This is a genomic window from Bradyrhizobium sp. 192, assembly GCF_023100965.1.
Lineage (GTDB): Bacteria > Pseudomonadota > Alphaproteobacteria > Rhizobiales > Xanthobacteraceae > Bradyrhizobium > Bradyrhizobium symbiodeficiens.
Genome location: NZ_CP064690.1, coordinates 7423213 through 7440868, shown reverse-complemented (window position 1 = coordinate 7440868; position 17656 = coordinate 7423213). Strand labels below are relative to the sequence as shown.

At 65.6% G+C, this 17656-nt stretch carries 18 protein-coding genes; 15 read left to right on the top strand and 3 right to left on the bottom strand.

What is annotated here, in order from left to right:
• Positions 1-46: 46 nt before the first annotated feature.
• Positions 47-514 carry a nuclear transport factor 2 family protein gene (locus tag IVB24_RS34920; RefSeq protein ID WP_094976808.1) on the top strand — a complete coding sequence of 156 codons (468 nt, stop codon included), beginning with the start codon at positions 47-49 and terminating at the stop codon, positions 512-514.
• 42 nt (positions 515-556) lie between these two features.
• Here IVB24_RS34920 and IVB24_RS34915 read toward each other — a convergent pair whose 3' ends face one another.
• Positions 557-1261, bottom strand: a complete 705-nt coding sequence (locus IVB24_RS34915; protein ID WP_247771110.1) for a type 1 glutamine amidotransferase — start codon at positions 1259-1261, stop codon at positions 557-559.
• 24 nt (positions 1262-1285) lie between these two features.
• Complete coding sequence (locus IVB24_RS34910; protein ID WP_247771106.1) at positions 1286-2212, bottom strand: LysR family transcriptional regulator; 927 nt, start codon at positions 2210-2212, stop codon at positions 1286-1288.
• Positions 2213-2396: 184 nt separating this feature from the next.
• On the opposite strand from IVB24_RS34910, the gene IVB24_RS34905 reads away from it, so the two are divergent.
• The 9 genes from IVB24_RS34905 to IVB24_RS34865 all read left to right on the top strand — a co-directional run bounded on the left by IVB24_RS34905 (position 2397) and on the right by IVB24_RS34865 (position 11324).
• On the top strand, positions 2397-3320 hold the full coding sequence (locus tag IVB24_RS34905) for an N-carbamoyl-D-amino-acid hydrolase (protein WP_244637546.1): 924 nt from the start codon (positions 2397-2399) through the stop codon (positions 3318-3320).
• Positions 3321-3352: 32 nt separating this feature from the next.
• Positions 3353-4180, top strand: a complete 828-nt coding sequence (locus IVB24_RS34900; protein WP_247771105.1) for an ABC transporter substrate-binding protein — start codon at positions 3353-3355, stop codon at positions 4178-4180.
• Positions 4177-5034: an amino acid ABC transporter permease gene (locus tag IVB24_RS34895; RefSeq protein ID WP_247771103.1), complete on the top strand. Its 858-nt coding sequence runs from the start codon at positions 4177-4179 to the stop codon at positions 5032-5034. Before IVB24_RS34900 ends, IVB24_RS34895 begins: the two co-directional genes overlap by 4 nt.
• Entirely contained in the window at positions 5031-5795 is a 765-nt protein-coding gene (locus tag IVB24_RS34890) for an amino acid ABC transporter ATP-binding protein (protein ID WP_247771101.1), read from the top strand. Before IVB24_RS34895 ends, IVB24_RS34890 begins: the two co-directional genes overlap by 4 nt.
• 16 nt (positions 5796-5811) lie before the next feature.
• Positions 5812-6627: an ABC transporter substrate-binding protein gene (locus tag IVB24_RS34885; protein ID WP_247771099.1), complete on the top strand. Its 816-nt coding sequence runs from the start codon at positions 5812-5814 to the stop codon at positions 6625-6627.
• Positions 6614-7498, top strand: coding sequence for a polysaccharide deacetylase (locus IVB24_RS34880; protein ID WP_247771098.1), 885 nt, complete (start codon positions 6614-6616; stop codon positions 7496-7498). The genes IVB24_RS34885 and IVB24_RS34880 overlap by 14 nt, the downstream gene beginning before the upstream one ends.
• An 8-nt stretch (positions 7499-7506) precedes the next feature.
• Positions 7507-8157 (top strand): aspartate/glutamate racemase family protein, encoded by a 651-nt coding sequence (locus IVB24_RS34875; protein WP_247771096.1) that lies wholly within the window; start codon positions 7507-7509, stop codon positions 8155-8157.
• 213 nt (positions 8158-8370) lie between these two features.
• Positions 8371-9954 (top strand): ABC transporter substrate-binding protein, encoded by a 1584-nt coding sequence (locus IVB24_RS34870; protein ID WP_247771094.1) that lies wholly within the window; start codon positions 8371-8373, stop codon positions 9952-9954.
• Positions 9951-11324, top strand: coding sequence for an amidohydrolase family protein (locus tag IVB24_RS34865; RefSeq protein ID WP_247771092.1), 1374 nt, complete (start codon positions 9951-9953; stop codon positions 11322-11324). Before IVB24_RS34870 ends, IVB24_RS34865 begins: the two co-directional genes overlap by 4 nt.
• Before the next feature lie 198 nt (positions 11325-11522).
• Here the strand turns inward: IVB24_RS34865 and IVB24_RS34860 are convergent, their stop codons facing one another.
• Complete coding sequence (locus IVB24_RS34860; protein WP_247771084.1) at positions 11523-12443, bottom strand: LysR substrate-binding domain-containing protein; 921 nt, start codon at positions 12441-12443, stop codon at positions 11523-11525.
• A 269-nt stretch (positions 12444-12712) separates the two neighbouring features.
• On the opposite strand from IVB24_RS34860, the gene IVB24_RS34855 reads away from it, so the two are divergent.
• From IVB24_RS34855 to IVB24_RS34835, 5 genes are read left to right on the top strand one after another with little or no spacing between them, the layout of a single operon-like run.
• Positions 12713-13747, top strand: coding sequence for an ABC transporter substrate-binding protein (locus IVB24_RS34855; protein ID WP_247771082.1), 1035 nt, complete (start codon positions 12713-12715; stop codon positions 13745-13747).
• 26 nt (positions 13748-13773) lie between these two features.
• Complete coding sequence (locus IVB24_RS34850; protein ID WP_247771081.1) at positions 13774-14814, top strand: ABC transporter ATP-binding protein; 1041 nt, start codon at positions 13774-13776, stop codon at positions 14812-14814.
• Complete coding sequence (locus IVB24_RS34845; protein WP_247771079.1) at positions 14811-15686, top strand: ABC transporter permease; 876 nt, start codon at positions 14811-14813, stop codon at positions 15684-15686. Before IVB24_RS34850 ends, IVB24_RS34845 begins: the two co-directional genes overlap by 4 nt.
• Complete coding sequence (locus IVB24_RS34840) at positions 15683-16492, top strand: ABC transporter permease (RefSeq protein WP_140481175.1); 810 nt, start codon at positions 15683-15685, stop codon at positions 16490-16492. The genes IVB24_RS34845 and IVB24_RS34840 overlap by 4 nt, the downstream gene beginning before the upstream one ends.
• A gap of 8 nt (positions 16493-16500) precedes the next feature.
• Positions 16501-17637: an FAD-dependent oxidoreductase gene (locus IVB24_RS34835; protein ID WP_247771078.1), complete on the top strand. Its 1137-nt coding sequence runs from the start codon at positions 16501-16503 to the stop codon at positions 17635-17637.
• Positions 17638-17656: the final 19 nt, after the last annotated feature.

The following is a 17656-nucleotide window of genomic DNA, read 5'->3' as shown; positions in this document are numbered from 1 at the left end:
CAATCGGGGCGATAGATTGCGGCCCCGACCAACCGATGAGGCCATCATGTCGCGCCCGCCGCTTCCGCCCTTCACCCGTGAGACCGCCGCGCAAAAGGCCCGCATGGCCGAGGATGCCTGGAATTCACGCGATCCGGTGCGCGTCTCGCTCGCCTATACCGAGGACAGCCGCTGGCGCAATCGCTCCGAGGTCTTGCAGGGTCGCGAAGCCATCGTCGCGTTCCTCACCCGCAAATGGGAGAAGGAGCAGGACTACCGCCTGATCAAGGACCTCTGGGCCTTCGACGAGAACCGCATCGCCGCGCGCTTCCAGTACGAATGGCACGACGCCGGCGGCCAGTGGTATCGCTCCTACGGCAACGAGCAGTGGGAGTTCGACGAGCACGGCTTGATGAAGCGGCGCGAGGCGTCGATCAACGACATCGCGATCGCGGAGAAGGACCGCCGGTTTCACTGGGCCGCGCCCGGGCCGCGGCCCGCGGATGTGCCGGGATTGGGAACGGATCCGTTCTGAAGTGCTTCCTCTCCCTCTGCCCGCAAGCGGGGTGAGGTGAAATCAGCGCCTCGCCAGGAACCTCGTGATCGCCCCGCCGAGCTTGGCGCTGTCCATCGGCTCCGCCAGCGACGCCCTTGCCGTCGCGACAATTTCCTCCGGCACCTTGCCGTCACGCAGCTCGCAGCACACTTCCGCAAACTCCAGGTCGAACTCCGGATGCGGCTGCACCGTCAGCGTGGTGCCGTTGGCGTAGAGCAGGCCGGCATGCGGGGTGAAGTCGGACGAGAGGATCGTGAGCGCGTCGTTGGGCGGCTCGATCACCTGATCCTGATGTGAGGCGGCGATCGCGACCTCCTCGCCATCGACGACGCCGTTCTCCGGCAGCACCCGATAGACGTGCCGGCCGATGCCCCAGCCTTTCTCGGATTTGCGCACGGTGCCGCCGAGCGCCTGCGCGATCAGCTGATGACCGAAGCAGATGCCGACCATCGGCGTCTTGTTGGCGTAGGCGGTGCGGACGAAATCCTCCAGCGGCGCGATCCAGTCGAGCCCGTCATAGACGCCGGCGGCAGCACCGGTGATCAGCACGGCCTCGAGCTTGCCCGGATCGGGAAGCGCGTCGCCGTTCGGGATGCTGACGACGTCCACCGTAGCGGTCGGGTCCTCGGCGCGGACCATGCGTTCGAACATGTCCGGGAACGAGCCGTGCTGCTCGCGATATTTTTGCGGGACCTGCCCGGTCTCGATGATGGTGATGCGTGCCATGTGCCTCCGAAAAGGTTGCGAAGCTCAGTCGCTTTCTGCCCGATATTGCTGGTGTGACGCTGTACGCTCCAGCAGTGCACTTTCCTTGCGGACCTCGTTGAGGAACGCCTTGGCCAGGCGGGAGAGCGGCTCGGCTTCCGACCATAGCATATAGGCCACCGCGTGCGTGGTCGGCGTGAACGGCCGGACCACGAGACCGCTGCCGCCGTTCTGCAACGGCGAGAAGGGATCGACCACCGCGGCGCCGACGCCGGCGGCCGCAAGCACGCAGGCCGTGTTGCAGTAGCGCACCTCCACCGTCGGCCGGAACGGCGCGCCGGCACGGGCAAAACTGTCACGCACGGCTTCGCCAAGCCGCGTGCCGCGCTCGAGCCCGATGAAAGGCAGGCCCGACAGATCCGCGGCCGAGATCACGGGCTTGTCGGCGAGCGGGTGCTGCGGCGGTAGCACGCAGACCATCTCGCCGGTGTGCACCACCTCGTGCGCGATGCCGGGATGATGGGTCAGACCGAGCGCAAAGCCGAGCTCGGCGACGCGGCTGAGCACGCCCTCGATGATGCCCTCGTAGCGCCGCACGTCGAAGAACATGCGCGTCTCCGGGCGGCCGCGCAGGAAGCTGGAGAGCGCCGATGGAATGATGCTGTAGGCCAGCGGCGGCGTCGCCACGATGGCGAGATGCCCGGAGCGGTTCTCGCGCAGATCGCGCACGCGGTTCTCGAGCTTTGCATGCAGCGCGAAGATCGCCTCGCTCTCCTTGTACAGCGCCATCGCTTCCGCGGTCGGAAACAGCCGGTTGTTGACCCGCTCGAACAAGGCGAATCCCGCCTGTGCCTCCATCGTCTTCAGCGCGTTGCTGACCGCGGGTTGCGACAGCGCCAGCTCATCCGCGGCCGCGACCGTGGTGCGATGGCGGATGACGGCGCGCAGGATTTCGAGCTGACGCAGGTTCATATCACTGCCGATTATACTCAAGGCCAAAACATCATAGCAGAACGAATTGATTTTGCAGCCCCGCTCGCCCGTAATGGCCGCGGATTTGCACGTCGCATCAAAGGGTTCATTCGCCCATTGAGGCAGCACCGCGCACAGATTGGAGGCAATCTTGGTTCGTGTTCTTCGCGCCGCCGCAGCACAAATGGGGCCGACGCAAAAAGCCGATACGCGCGAGCATACGCTGAAGCGGATGCTCGACATGCTGGAGGAGGCCGCCGGCCGCGGCGCCAGCCTCGTGGTGTTCCCCGAACTTGCGTTCACCACCTTCTTTCCGCGCTGGTTGCTCGAAGGCGCCGAGCTCGACCATTATTTCGAGCGCGGCATGCCGAACCCGGCCGTTGCAAAACTGTTCGACCGTGCGCGGGCGCTGCGCGTCGGCTTCTATGTCGGCTATGCCGAGCTGACGCCGGACGGCCGCCGCTACAATTGCGCTGTCCTGGTCGACCGCGACGGCGAGATCCTCGGCCGCTATCGCAAGGTGCATCTGCCGGGCTCGGTGGAGCCACGGCCGGGCGCACGCTACCAGCAGCTCGAGAAGCGCTACTTCGAATATGGCGACCTCGGCTTTCCCGCCTTCCGCGCCGGCTCGGCCTGGGCCCACGCCATCATGGGCATGATGATCTGCAACGATCGGCGCTGGCCGGAATCCTGGCGCGTGCTCGGCCTGCAGGGCGTCGAGCTCGTCTGCATCGGCTACAATTCTGCCGCCTACGATCCCAATGGCGGCACCACCGAAGACGGCGCACTTCGCACCTTCCACTCGACACTGGTGACGCAGGCCAACGCCTACATGAACGCGACCTGGGCGATTTCGGTGGCCAAGGCGGGCGAGGAGGACGGCTCCGGGCTGATCGGCGGCTCCTGCATCGTCGATCCCAATGGCCGCATCGTCGCGCAGGCGCAGACGCTCGCCGATGAGGTGATCGTGGCCGACATCGATCTCGACCTGTGCCGCCAGGGCAAGGACAAGATGTTCAACTTCGCCGCCCACCGGCGGCCGGAGCAATACCGGGTGATCACCGAACGTGCCGGCGTCATCGAGCCGGCCGTTCTCGATGCGGATTGATCAAATGGCACGGCCTTAGCAAAGGAGCTGACATGACACGTCTCTTGCATTTCCTTGGGCTGGCAGCGTTGACTGCCGTGACATCCGTGCAGGCGGCCGAGCTTCCGGCGGAGATCAAGCAGGCGGGCACGCTGAAGCTCACGGCCAACTCCACCTACGCGCCGATGGAATACCGCGATCCCGCGACCAACGAGCTGGTCGGGCTCGACATTGATCTGGCCAACGAACTCACCAAGCGGCTCGGCGGCCTCAAGATCGTCTGGAGCGAGACGCCGTTTGCCGAGCTGATCCCCTCGCTCCAGACCAGGCGCGCCGATTTCATCATCTCCGGCATCTCCGACCGCGCCTCGCGGCGCGAGACCGCCGATTTCGTCGATTACCTCGCCACCGGCCCGCAGTTTTTCGTGATGGCGGAGAGCGAGGCCAAGGTTGCGACCGATCTCTGCGGCAAGAAGGTCGGCACCACTCGCAGCACCAGCTTCCCGGTCGAGATCGAGAAGTGGAGCAAGCAGAACTGCGAGCCGGCCGGCAAGCCTGCGATCTTATGCGTCCCCGGCGAAAACTCGATCGACGTCCGCAACCAGCTCAAGCAGGGCCGCATCGACGCCGCCGTCCAGGGCAGCGAGACGCTGCCTTACGCGCAAACGCAGGAGCCCGGCAAATACCGTGTCGTCGGCGAGCCTTTCGCCAAGGGCTATCAGGGCATCATGTTCCGCAAGGACGATGTTGCCTTGCGCGAGGTCGTGACCGAGAAGCTTGCCGCCATGATCGCCGATGGCGCCTACAAGGCGGTTCTCGACAAATGGGGCCTGGGTGCCAACGCGGTCGGCCAGCCCATGCTGAACGCGGCGCCGCAATGAAGCCGGCGCCGGCACTCGCGGAAGGTTTCCCCGACCTGTCCGGGATGCAGATCGCGCGTGAGCCGCACTGGTTTCGCTGGCTCAGCGCCGCGCTGATCATCCTCGTGCTCGCCGCGATCGCGCGCGCGTTCGCGAACGGCCAGATCGAATGGTCCTATGTCAGCCGCTTCCTGACCGCAAAGGTCATCCTCGAAGGCATCGTCAACACCATGGTGATGGCGGTGCTGGCGATGGCGCTCGGCATTTTTCTCGGCATCGTCGTGGCGGTCATGCGGCTGTCGCCCAATCCGGTGCTGAAGACGGTCGCCGCCGGCTACACCTGGCTGTTTCGCGGCACGCCGCTGATCCTGCAACTCTTGCTGTGGTTCAACCTCGCGCTGGTATTCCCGACCATCGGCATTCCCGGCCTGTGGTCCGCACGCGCCGTCGACGTCATGACGCCGTTCCTCGCCGCGCTGCTCGGGCTCGGCATCAACCAGGGCGCCTACACCTCCGAGGTGATGCGCGCCGGCATGCTGGCGGTCGACATCGGGCAGTATGAAGCGGCGCAGGCGATCGGCATGGGGCGGTTGCGCGCGCTGCGGCGGATCGTGCTGCCGCAGGCGATGCGGGTGGTGATCCCGCCGCTCGGCAACGAGTTCATCAGCATGGTGAAGGCGACGTCACTCGCGAGCGTGATCCAGTACCCGGAATTGCTGCACAATGCCGAAAACATCTATTACGCCAATTCCCGCGTGATCGAGCTCCTGATCGTCGCCGGGCTCTGGTACCTGCTCGTGGTCTCGATCCTGACGCCGCTCCAGATGCTGCTTGAACGCCGTTTTGCGCGCGGCACATTGCGGCTCGCGCGATGACAAAGCCCCTCGGCGCGATCCGCTCCGTCGCCAAGAACTTTGGCGAGTTCCAGGCTCTCAGGAGCGTCTCGCTCGACGTCTGGCCCGGCGAGGTGATGTGCCTGATCGGCGCCTCCGGCTCCGGCAAGACCACGCTGCTCCGCTGCATCAACCAGCTCGCTGCAATCGATGCCGGCGGCATCTGGCTCGACGGCGAGCTGTTGGGCGTGCGCGAGCAGGGTGGGCGGCTGCATCGGCTCAGCGAACGCGAGATCGGGCGGCAGCGCTTGAAGACCGGCATGGTGTTCCAGCGCTTCAATTTGTTTCCGCACAAGACCGCGCTGGAGAATATCACCGAAGGTCCGCTCCAGGTGCAGGGCCGCAGATCTGACGAGGTTCGCGCGGAGGCGCTCGAACTGCTGCGCCGCGTCGGATTGTCCGCGAAGGCGGACGCCTATCCCGCGCAGCTCTCCGGCGGCCAGCAGCAGCGCGTCGCGATCGCGCGGGCGCTGGCAATGAAGCCGATGCTGATGCTGTTTGATGAACCGACCAGCGCGCTCGATCCCGAGCTCGTCGGCGAGGTGCTCGCGGTCATGAAGGAGCTGGCGAAGAGCGGCATGACCATGATGGTGGTGACGCACGAGCTCGGCTTTGCCCGCGAGGTTGCCGACCGCGTCGTCTACATGGACCAGGGCGCGATCGTCGAGCAGGGGCGCGCCTCGGACGTATTGGGTGCGCCGCGCGAGGAGCGCACCAGGGCATTTCTTTCGGCAGTGATCTAGCAGTGGGGGCATGTTGATGAAGAGACTTATCGTTGCGGCGGCGCTTTTCGGCGCCATGAGTGTCCAGGCTTTGGCGGTCGAGGTGCCGGCGGAGATCGTCAAGCGCGGCAGCATCAAGGTTGGCATCGTGCCGAACTATCCGCCGATGGAGTTCCGCGATCCCGCCACCAACGCGTTGTCCGGGTTCGATGTCGAGCTTGGCGAGGCGATCGGCCGCAAGCTCGGCGTCAAGATCGAGTGGCAGGAGACCAGCTTTGCCGAGTTCATGCCGTCGATCGCGACGGGCCGGGTCGATGCAATTCTGTCAGGCTTCACCGACTATGCGAGCCGGCATGAGACCGCGACCTTTGTCGATTATCTTCGCAGCGGTCCCCGCTTCTTCGTTCAGCAGTCTCGCGCGGCGGAGTTCAAGGATGCCGCCGCGCTCTGCGGCAAGAAGGTCGGCGCCAGCCGCCGCACCATGTTCCCGGCGCAGATTGCGACCTGGAGCGAGAAGAACTGCGGCGGCCATGCGATCGTGTTCGTCGGCACCGACGGCTCGGCGGATGCCCGCACCCAGCTCAAGCAGGGACGCATCGATGCCGCCGTTCAAGGCGACGAGACGCTGCCCTACATCATGGATCAGGAGCCCGGCGCTTATGTGCCGATCGGCCAGACTCTCGCACAGCAATTCACCGGCATTGCGCTCCCGGTCAAGGAAAAGGCGTTGCAGCAGGCGATGCTGGAGGCGGTCGACGCGCTGATCGCGGATGGCACCTATCGTACGCTGCTGGCGAAATGGAAACTGAGCGACAACGCAATAGAGAAGGCGACCATCAATGCTGGACAGTAAGGCACTCCAGAGCATTCCGCTCATCCCGGCCAACTCCGCAGATCCCGCGCCGGAATATCCCTGGCCGAAGCCCTACACATCCGCGATGTTCCTGTCGTTCGACGTGGACGCCGAGAGCGCATGGACCAGCAAGGACGCAGCTCACGCGCAACGCCTGATCACCATGAGCTATGGCGGCTTTGAAGCGCGCGTCGGCACGCCGAAGCTGCTGGAGCTGCTCGACCAGCTCGATCTCAAGGCCACCTTCTTCGTCACGGGCTGGTCGGTCGACGCGCATCCGGCGATGGCCGAATCCATTCTCAAGGCCGGTCACGAGATCGGGCATCACGGCTATCACCATCTGCTGCCCGATCCGGGCGATCCCTGGATCGAGGAGGAGCTGGAGCGCGGCTTCGAGGCGCTGAAGCGCCGGCTCGGCGTCAGGCCGACCGGGTATCGCGCGCCCTATGGCGAGTTCACCGAGGAGCTGCGCGCAGCACTTGTGCGCCATGGCATCGTCTACACCTCCTCGTTCCGCGACGACGTCAGGCCCTATCGCCATCGCCTTGCCGACGGCAAGCCCGGCACGATCGAGCTGCCGGTCACCGCGAGCTATGACGACTGGATGCATGGCCTGTCGGCGCGCTTCAGCCCGCGCTCGATCTTCCCTAGGGAGCACGTGCTCTCGATCTGGAAGGACGAGCTCGACGAAACAAGGGACTGGGGCGCGATGGTGACGACGGTGCTGCATCCGCAATGCAGCGGCCGTCCGATGCGGTTGCGCCTGCTGCGCGAGTTTCTGACCTACGCAAAGTCCTGCCCGGACGTCTGGATCACCACCGGCGAGAAGATCGCGGAGAACTTCCTGCGCCATGAGGCCGGCAACCGCTAGAGAGCGCCATGACCCGCATCCTCGTCATCAACCCGAATTCCTCGGCGTCGGTCACGGCCGCGATCGACGAGGCGGTCACGCCGCTGCGGATCGCCGGCGGGCCTGACATCGAAGTGGTCGGCCTTGCCGAGGGGCCGCCCGGTATCAGCTCGCAACGCGATGCCGATAGCGTCGTGATGCCGCTGGTCAATCGCGTCTCGCGCGACGATGCGGATGCCTTCGTGCTGGCCTGCTTCAGCGATCCCGGCCTGCATGCGGTGCGCGAGGCGGCCGGCGGCCGCCCCGTGTTGGGCATCGCCGAATGCGGCATCTTTCGCGCGCTGATGCTGGGCGAACGTTTCGGCATCATCGCGCTGTCGCCGTCGAGCATCCGGCGGCAGCAGCGCATGGTGCGGGTGATGGGCGTCGACGGCCGCTATGCCGGAAGCTGGTCGGTCGGCGCGAGCGCGGCCGAGACGGCAGGTGCCGATATCCGGGGACGGCTGATCGAAGCCGGCCTTGCGCTGGTCACACAATGCCGCGCCGACGTCGTGGTGATGGGCTGCGCCGGCATGGCCTCGCATCGTGCGGCAATCGCGGATGCGATCGGCGTGCCCGTGGTCGAGCCGGCGCAGCAGGCGGTCGCCGCTGCGATCGGCGCGGTCTTGCTCAACACGTGACACGTCAGATGATGCCGTTCGATGTCTGGAAACATCTCAACCGCGCGCTCGCTGCAACTCTCCCGCTTGCGGGAGAGGTCGGCGCGCAGCGCCGGGTGAGGGCTCTCTCCTCTTGGGGGTTCTCGCCCGTCGAGACACCCTCTCCCCAACCCTCTCCCGCAAGCGGGAGAGGGAGCGCACCTCTGCTGTGGTCAAATCTGGAGCTCTGAACTAATGCCCATCTCTCGCCGCTCGCTCCTCAAGGCCGCTGCTGCCGTTCCGGGGCTGTCATTGCCGGGCATCGTCCGTGCCGAATCTCAATCCACGCTGCGCTTCATTCCCGTGATCGATCTCGCCTTCGTCGATCCCATCTACTCGACCGCGCAGGTGTCGCGGAACCATGGTTTCATGGTCTACGACACGCTCTACGGCATGAGCGCCTCGCTCCAGGTCTCGCCGCAGATGCTGTCGGGTCATGTGATCTCCGGCGACCAGCTCCAGTGGGACCTCAGCCTGCGCGACGGCCTGTTCTGGCACGATGGCGAGCGGGTGCTGGCGCGCGACTGCGTCGCCAGCATCCGCCGCTGGGCGGCGCGCGACGGCTTTGGCGGCGAGCTGATGGAGGCGACCGACGAGCTGTCCGCCGCCGACGACCGCACCATCCGTTTTCGTCTCAAGCGCCCGTTCCCTTTGCTGCCGCAGGCACTCGGCAAGGCCGCAATCAATGCCTGCTTCATGATGCCGGAGCGGCTGGCGAGCCAGGATCCGTTCAAGCCGCTGACCGAAGTCATCGGCAGCGGTCCGTACCGCTACCTCGCCGACGAGCGCGTGCAGGGCGCGCGCAATGCCTATGCCAAGTTCGAGCGCTACCAGCCGCGCACCGACGGCAAGCCGGATTGGACCGCGGGTCCGAAGATCGTGCATTACGATCGCGCGGTGTGGACCACCACGCCCGACGCCGGCACCGGCGTTGCCGCGCTGCAGACAGGCGAGCAGGACTGGCAGGAGACCACGCCGCACGATCTGTTGCCGGTCATCAAGGCCGCCGGCGACATCGAGACGCGCATCCTCGATCCCAGAGGTTACGCCTGCATGCTGCGCCTCAATCACCTGCAGCCGCCGTTCGACAATCCGGCGGTCCGCCGCGCGCTCTTGGGTGCGATCGACCAGTCCGCGTTCATGACGGCGGTCGCCGGCGTCGATCCCGCGTTTCAGGTCTCGCCGATCGGCTACTTCGCGCCCGGCACGCCGATGGCGAGCGAGGTCGGCCTCGATGTGTTCCGCGGGCCGCGCGACTACGCCAAGGTCAAGGCCGACCTGAAGGCTGCCGGCTACAATGGCGAGAAGATCGTGGTGCTCGTGCCCACCAATTCGCTGGCGCAGAAGCCGCTCGGCGAGATCGCGGTCGATAGCTTGCGCAAGGCCGGCATGAACGTCGAATATGCCGGGCTCGATTTTGCCGTCGTGCTGCAGCGCCAGCTCAAGAAGGATCCGGTCGGGCAGGGCGGCTGGAGCGCCGCGGTCGGCAATTGGCAGGGTATCGATTGGCTCAATCCCGCCGGCAACACCAACATCCGCGGCGAGGGCAAAGTCGCCGGCTGGTATGCGAGCACGAAGATGGGCGAGTTGCGCAGCCAGTGGCTGGCGGCTTCCGAGCTCGCGGAGCAGCAGCGCATCTGCCGCCAGATCCAGGCGGTGGCGTTCGAGGAGATTCCCTACATCCCGATCGGCCTGTACAAACAGCCGACCGCCTATCGCAGGGCCATCACCGGCATTCTCGACGGCACCGCCGTCTTCTGGAACGTACGCCCCTCATGAGCACGATCGCAATCTTCGGCAGCTACGTGCTGTCACGGAAAGACGGCGCGCAGGATGTCCTGCGCGACCATTGGGTCCTCGTCGAAGGCAAGAGGATCGCCGCTGTCACGCGCGACAAGCCGCGCGCGGACGAAGTCTATGATCGTCCCGGTCGCTTCGTGCTGCCGGGTCTGCTCAACCTGCACAATCACTGCTTCAGCGAGGCGGTGGCGCGCAGTCATACCGAGGACGGCAACGGCCGCAAGAACAACCAGAGCATCGTCTACACGGTGCTGTTGCCGCTGACCAAGCGCGGTGCCGATATCCTGTCGGCGGAAGAACGCATGGCGGTGGCGCGGCTCGGCATCCTCCAGCTGCTCAAGGGCGGCGCCACCACGGTGATGGAGCCGTTCCGCAATTCGATCCCTGAAATGTTCGACGCCGCCGAGGAGATGGGCATCCGCTTCTACGGTGCGCCCTATCTGTTCTCGACGTCGGACGCGAAGGCCGGCCCTGACGGCGTCGTGCAATATTCCGGCGATGACGGCGCAGCCGACATGGCGACGTGGGATGCGCTCCACCAGCGTTGGAACAACCGCGGCGACGGCCGCATCAAGCTCGCCATGAGCCCGCATGCCACCGACACCTGCGGCCCCGATCTGCTGAAAGCCTGCGCCACGCGGGCGCGCGAGCTTGGCGTGCCCATCACCACGCACATGGCGCAGAGCCGCGCCGAGGTCGAGACCATCGGCAAGCGCTATGGCGGTCGCACGCCGGCGGAGTATCTGGACTGGCTCGGCCTGCTCGCGCCCGACCTGATGGCGGCGCATTGCATGTTCAGCAGCGACGACGATCTCAAGCTGATGGCGGCGCGCGGCATGACCGTGCTGAATTGCCCGCGCGTGTTCGCGCGTGCCGGTGTCACCGCGGCGTTCAGCCGATTCGCCGAGCACGGCGTCCGCACCGTGGTCGGCACCGACGGTTACAACATGGATCTGCTCGGCGAGCTCAATGCGGCCTCGCTGATCTCCAAGACCACCTCGCAGCGCGCCGATGTGGCCAATTCGCCCGAGCTGATCGAAGCGAACACGGCAGTGGCCGCCGATGGCATCAAGCGGTCCGATCTCGGCCGGATCGAGCCCGGCGCGACGGCTGATCTCACCGTCGTCGATTTCACCCATCCGCATCTCCAGCCGCTGTTCGATCCCCGCCGCGCGCTGATCGCGCTCGCCAACCGCGCCAACATCGACCAGGTCATGGTCGACGGCCGCGTGCTGATCGATGAGGGGCGCTATCTCGGCGCCGGCGAAGCGGCGATCACCGCGGCCGGCAGCGCCGCGATCGGCAAGATCTGGGATTTGCCGGAGGCGCAGGCCGCATTCAACGGCTGAGCGTCGTTTTCGAAGCCACGAAGCAGGTGCGCTCCCTCTCCCGCTTGCGGGGGAGGGCTGGGGTGGGGGTGCTTCCGCGTCGGGATTGTTTGAGATCTGCTGAGAATGTCCTTGGGTGGAGAGAGCCCCCACCCGGCGCTTCGCGCCGACCTCCCCCGCAAGCGGGAGAGGTTGCAGCGAGCCCGCGGCGAGATCGTCTTAATCTAAAGGACTTCCCGGCAGGTTGTCGAACTCGACGAGTGACTTGCGCATGGTCTCGACCAGATCGAGCGCGACCGGCGAGGGGCTGCGTTGTGCGGGAAACACCGCGGAGAACTCGAAATCGATGCGTGGCAGGAAGCAGCGCACGACGACGCCGCGGGTCGAAAATTCCTGCGCGGTGAAGGGATCGCAGATCGCGACGCCCAGCCCCGACGACACCATGCCGCACATGATCTCGGACAGTGCAGTCTCCACCCGCAGTACGCGACGGACGTCGTGACGGTGGAAGATCTGGTCGACGAGGTGCCGGCTCGACGATCCCGCCGACAGCGAGATGAAGGTCTCGCCCTCGAAATCATGCGGCTCCAGAACCTCCTTTTCCGTGAGGCGATGACCTGTCGGCAGCACCGCGACGCGTGCAGGGGCGGGCAGCCGCAGGCTCGGCAGGCCGGAATGCGCGATCGGCACCTCGGCAAAGCCGACGTCGCACTGATTGTTCAGCACCCAATCGACCACGATCGGCGAGATCACGCCGAAGAAGGCCAGGTTGAGATTCGGCCGCTCCTTCAGGAAGTGACCGGTGAGTCGCGGCAGATAGCCGTTCGACAGTGCCGGCAGTGCTGCGATCCGCAGCGAGCCGGTGCGGCGGCCGCGAATTTCTTCGGCCGCGGCCGTGATCCGTTCGAGGCCGACGAAGGAGCGCTCCACTTCGGTGTAGAGCGCCATTGCCGCGGCGGTCGGCACGAGGCCGGTGCCGCGCCGCTCGAACAGCTCCATCTTCAACAGCGCCTGGAGGTCGCGCAGCAACCGGCTCACCGCCGGCTGCGTCACCGTCATCAGCGCCGCCGCCTCGGTGACGCTGCCGGTCAGCATGGTCGCGCGGAAGGCTTCCACCTGCCGCGAATTGATCCGCGCCATTCTCAATCCATCCATAACATTTAGGCATACAGAGGTTGCCATTATTCATTGGACGATGGAAGTATAGGTTGCGATCTTTTTCATCAGGACTGGAGACAGCCCGCTTTTTCGGCAGATTGGAGGAGTTCAAACCTCCAGATCGCGCCAAAACCCGCCGAACAGGGGCCGGAGCCCTGTCCGGGCGGATTGGCGCGGAAGGAAATGCGGCAGGCGCCTCAGTCGGAGATTTTGGGCACGTCACCTCATCCCGGTATTGGAGATCGGACCATATGAAGACTCTCAGCCTTCTGACCGCGGCCAGCATCGCAGCGCTCATTGCCGTCCCATCGGCCGCATCGGCCCAGCAAAAGACGCTCTACGTCGCCGGCTATGGCGGCTCGTTCGAGAAGACGATCCGCGACGAGGTGATCCCCACTTTCGAGAAGGAGAACGGCGTCAAGGTCGAATACGTCGCCGGCAACTCCACCGACACGCTGGCAAAGCTCCAGGCGCAGAAGGGCAATCAGCAGATCGACGTCGCCATTGTCGATGACGGCCCGATGTACCAGGCGATTCAGCTGGGCTTCTGCGGCAAGCTCGAGGGCCTGCCGGCGGATCTCTACGATACCGCGCGCTTCAAGGATGATCGCGCCGTCGCCATCGGCATCGTCGCCACCGGCCTGATGTACAACACCAAGGTGTTCAAGGAGAAGGGCTGGGCGCCGCCGACCTCGTGGAACGACCTCAAGGACACGAAATACGCCAAGCAGCTGGTGATCCCGCCCATCAACAACACCTACGGTCTCGAAGCGCTGGTGATGCTGTCGAAGATGAACGGCGGCGGCGAGACCAATGTCGATTCCGGCTTCAAGATCTTCAAGGAACAGATCAATCCGAACGTGCTCGCTTACGAGCCGTCGCCGGGCAAGATGACCGAGCTGTTCCAGTCCGGCCAGGCCGTGATCGCGGTGTGGGGCACCGGCCGCGTGCAGAGCTTTGCCAATACCGGCTTTCCCGTCGACTTCGTTTATCCCAAGGAAGGCGCCGCGACGCTGCTGACGACGGCATGTCCGATCGCCAAGCCGAACGCCTCGCCGCTCGCGTCCAGCTTCGTCAAGATGCTGCTCGATCCCAAGATCCAGCTCGTGATGTTGAAGGAATACGGCTACGGCCCGGTGCTGAAATCGCTGGTGGTGCCGCCGGAGTTCGGCAAAATGGCGCCGATCGGCGAGCGCGCCGCCAAGCTCTATAATCCGGACTGGACCGTCATCAACGAGAAGCGCGAGGAGTGGACCAAGCGCTGGAATCGCGAGGTCGAGCGTTGATCTGATCGTCGCAGCGGAGACAGCGCATGGCCTATCTCGAGCTCGATCGGGTCGCCAAGCAGTTCGGGGCGCAGACTGTGGTCGACGACTTCAGTCTCGCCGTGGGCAAGGGGGAGTTCATCTCCTTCCTCGGCCCCTCCGGCTGCGGCAAGACGACGACCCTGCAGATGATCGCGGGCTTCCTCGATCCCACCCGCGGCGCGATCCGCCTGGAGGATAAGGATCTGACCGCGGTCCATCCCGCCAAGCGCGGGCTCGGCATCGTGTTCCAGAGCTACGCGCTGTTTCCCCACATGACCGCGGCGGAAAATGTCGCCTTCGGTCTCGAGATGCGCAACGTGCCGCGCACTGAAAGAGCCGAGCGCGTCCGTGCCGCGCTGGCGATGGTAGGCCTCGCCGGCTTCGAGGACCGCCATCCCCGCCGCATGTCCGGCGGCCAGCAGCAGCGCGTGGCACTGGCGCGTGCGCTGGTGATCAAGCCGAGCGTGCTGCTGCTCGACGAGCCCTTGTCCAACCTCGACGCCAAGCTGCGCGAGGAGATGCAGATCGAGCTGCGCCAGATCCAGCGCACCATCGGCACCACCACGATCCTCGTCACCCACGATCAGAACGAGGCGATGTCGCTGTCCGACCGCATCGTGGTGATGAGCCAGGGCAAGATCGAGCAGATCGGCACGCCGCAGGAGACGTACGAGAAGCCAGCCTCGGCCTTCGTCTCGCAATTCCTCGGCAAGACCAACGATTTTGCCGGCACGATCGACCGGACCGTCGTGCCCACGCAGCTAGTGGCGGGTTCCTGGCGCGCGCCGGCGCCGGCTGGTCTCACTGGCCCCGTCATCGTCAGCATTCGCCCCGAAAGAATCGGCTTCGGCGATGCAGGGCTCAGCGCAAAAATCATCACGCGTATCTTCCAGGGCAATCACTGGCTGTTCCAGTGCGACAGCGAATGCGGCCCGGCGATCGTGATCCGCCAGAACGACGGCAAGGCGCAGCCGGCCGAGGGCGATGCGGTTCGCCTCGTCTGGCGGCCGGAGGACATGAGCGTGCGCGCGAGGGCGGTCGCATGAGCGCGGTCGCCGAGGAACGCAGCGCTCGTGCGCCATGGGCGCTCACCGCGCCCGCCCTGATGCTGTTCGTCGGCGTGCTGCTGATTCCGCTGGCGATGACGGTGATGCTGTCGTTCCACGATTGGGGCCAGTACAAGGGCATCGAGCCGGTCTTCATCCTGAAGAACTGGCACGAGATCGCGACCGATCCCTATTACGCGGAGATGTTCTGGCGGACGTTTCGGATCGCGATCCTGACCACGCTGCTCACGGCCCTGCTCGGCGCGCCCGAGGCCTACATCCTCAACCGCATGGACGGCCGCTGGAAGAGCTTCTTCCTGCTGGTCATTCTCGGGCCGCTCCTGATCTCCGTGGTGGCGCGCACGCTCGGCTGGGCGCTGCTGTTCGGCGGCAACAACGGCCTCGTCAACAAGCTCCTGATGTCGCTCGGGGTGATGCGCTCGCCCATCCCCTTCATGTTCACCGAGACCGGGATGGTCGTCGCGCTCGCGCATGTCATGATGCCATTCATGGTGCTGTCGGTGTGGGCGGCGCTGCAGCGGCTCGATCCGCAGATCGAGAACGCCGCGATGTCGCTCGGCGCCGGCCCCGTCACCATCATCCGCCGCATCATCATGCCGCAGATCATGCCGGGCGTGCTGTCGGGTGCGATCATCGTATTCTCGCTCTCGGCCAGCGCGTTCGCGACGCCGGCGATCATCGGCGGCCGTCGGCTCAAGGTCGCGGCGACGCTGGCCTATGACGAGTTCCTCAACACATTGAACTGGCCGCTCGGTGCCGCGGTCGCAACCCTCCTGCTGGTCGCGCTGGTCCTGATCGTCGTCGGCAGCAACACGCTGATCGAGCGGCGCTATGCGGAGGTGTTCCGATGAGACGGAACGGTCCGCTCGCGCTGGTCTTCCATGCCTTCTTCGTCATCGTGATGGTGGCGCCGATCCTGGTGGTCTGCCTCGTCGCCTTCACGCCCGAGGGCTTCCTCTCGCTGCCGACCAACGGCTTCTCGTTACGCTGGTTCAGGGCGATCGCGAACTACCCGGAATTCATCCATGCTTTCTGGGTCAGCCTTGGCCTCGGCGCGCTCTCGTCCTTCGTGGCGCTGCTGTTTGCCGTGCCGGCGGCGCTGGCGATCGCGCGCTATCGCTTCCGTGGCCGCGATGCGCTCGCCGCGCTGTTCCTGTCTCCGCTGATGATCCCGCATGTCGTGCTCGGCATCGCCTTCCTGCGCTTCTTCACCTCGGCCGGCCTCGGCGGCAGTTTCGCCGCTCTGATCATCGCGCATGTGATCATCGTGTTTCCGTTCGCGTTGCGGTTGACGCTGGCGGCGGCGACCGGCATGGACCGCACCGTCGAGATCGCGGCGGTCTCGCTCGGCGCCGGGGGCTGGACGCTGTTTCGCCGCGTGACCTTGCCGTTGATCCTGCCCGGCGTCATCAGCGGCTGGGCGCTCGCCTTCATTCAGTCCTTCGACGATCTGACCATGACCGTCTTCCTCGCCGCACCTGGCACCGAGACGTTGCCGGTGCGCATGTTCCTTTATATCCAGGACAACATCGATCCGCTGGTGACGTCGGTCTCGGCCTGCGTGATCGCTGTGACCATGACCGCCCTCATTCTGCTCGACCGCTTCTACGGGCTCGACCGTGTGCTCGCCGGCAAGAGTGGCGACACCGGACGATAGGAGAACTTATGTCAGGGGATTACGACGTCGCCGTCGTCGGCGGCGGGTTGCTCGGCTCCGCCATTGCCTGGGGCCTCGGCCGGCTCGGCAAGAAGGTCGCCGTGCTCGACGAAGGCGACATCACCAAACGCGCCTCGCGCGCGAATTTCGCGCTGGTCTGGGTACAGAGCAAGGGCCTCGGGATGCCCGCCTATACAGTCTGGACCGTGCAGGCGTCGCAAGCGTGGGGAAGGCTTGCATCCGAACTGAAGCAGCAGACCGGCCTGGATGTCGCGCTTCAGCAGAACGGCGGCTTTCATCTCACGCTCGGCGAGGACGAATTCGCCCAGCGCGCCGAGCTGGTCAAGCGCATGCACAACCAGGCCGGTGCTGCCGACTACAAGATGGAGATGCTCTCCGCATCCGAGGTGAAGAAGTCGCTGCCGCTGATCGGGCCGGAAGTGTCCGGCGGCAGCTATTGTCCGCTCGACGGCCACGTCAATTCGCTGCGGACATTTCGCGCGTTCCATACCGGCTTCAGGGATTTCGGCATCGACTATTTTCCGGAGCGGCCGGTCTCTGCGATCAGCAAGAACGGCGGCGAGTTCAGCCTGACGACCCCGAAGGGCGAGCTGCGCGCCGCGAAGATCGTGCTTGCCGCCGGCAATGCCAATCAGTCGCTCGCGCCGATGGTCGGCCTCTACGCGCCGATGGGCCCCACGCGCGGCCAGGTCGTCGTGACCGAGCGCACCATGCCGTTCCTCCCGCATCCCCTGACCACGATCCGCCAGACCGACGAGGGCACGGTGATGATCGGCGACAGCAAGGAAGACGAGCTCGACGATCGCGCGCTGAAACATTCGATCAGTGCGGTGATGACCGATCGCGCGCAGCGCATGTTCCCGCATCTCGCGCGGCTCAACGTGGTCAGGAGCTGGGCTGGCATCCGCGTCATGCCGCAGGACGGCTTTCCGATCTATGACCAGTCGGAGACCCATCCCGGCGCCTTCGTCGCCTGCTGCCATTCCGGCGTGACGCTCGCCTCCAACCATGCCTTCGAGATCGCGCGCATGGTGGTGCAGGGCGCGCTCGAGCCGGAGCTGGTCGGCGCGTTCTCCGCGAGCCGTTTTGGCGGCGTGGGCGCCGCCAACAGTAGCGGCTATTAGAGATTCAAGGAGCCCAGAG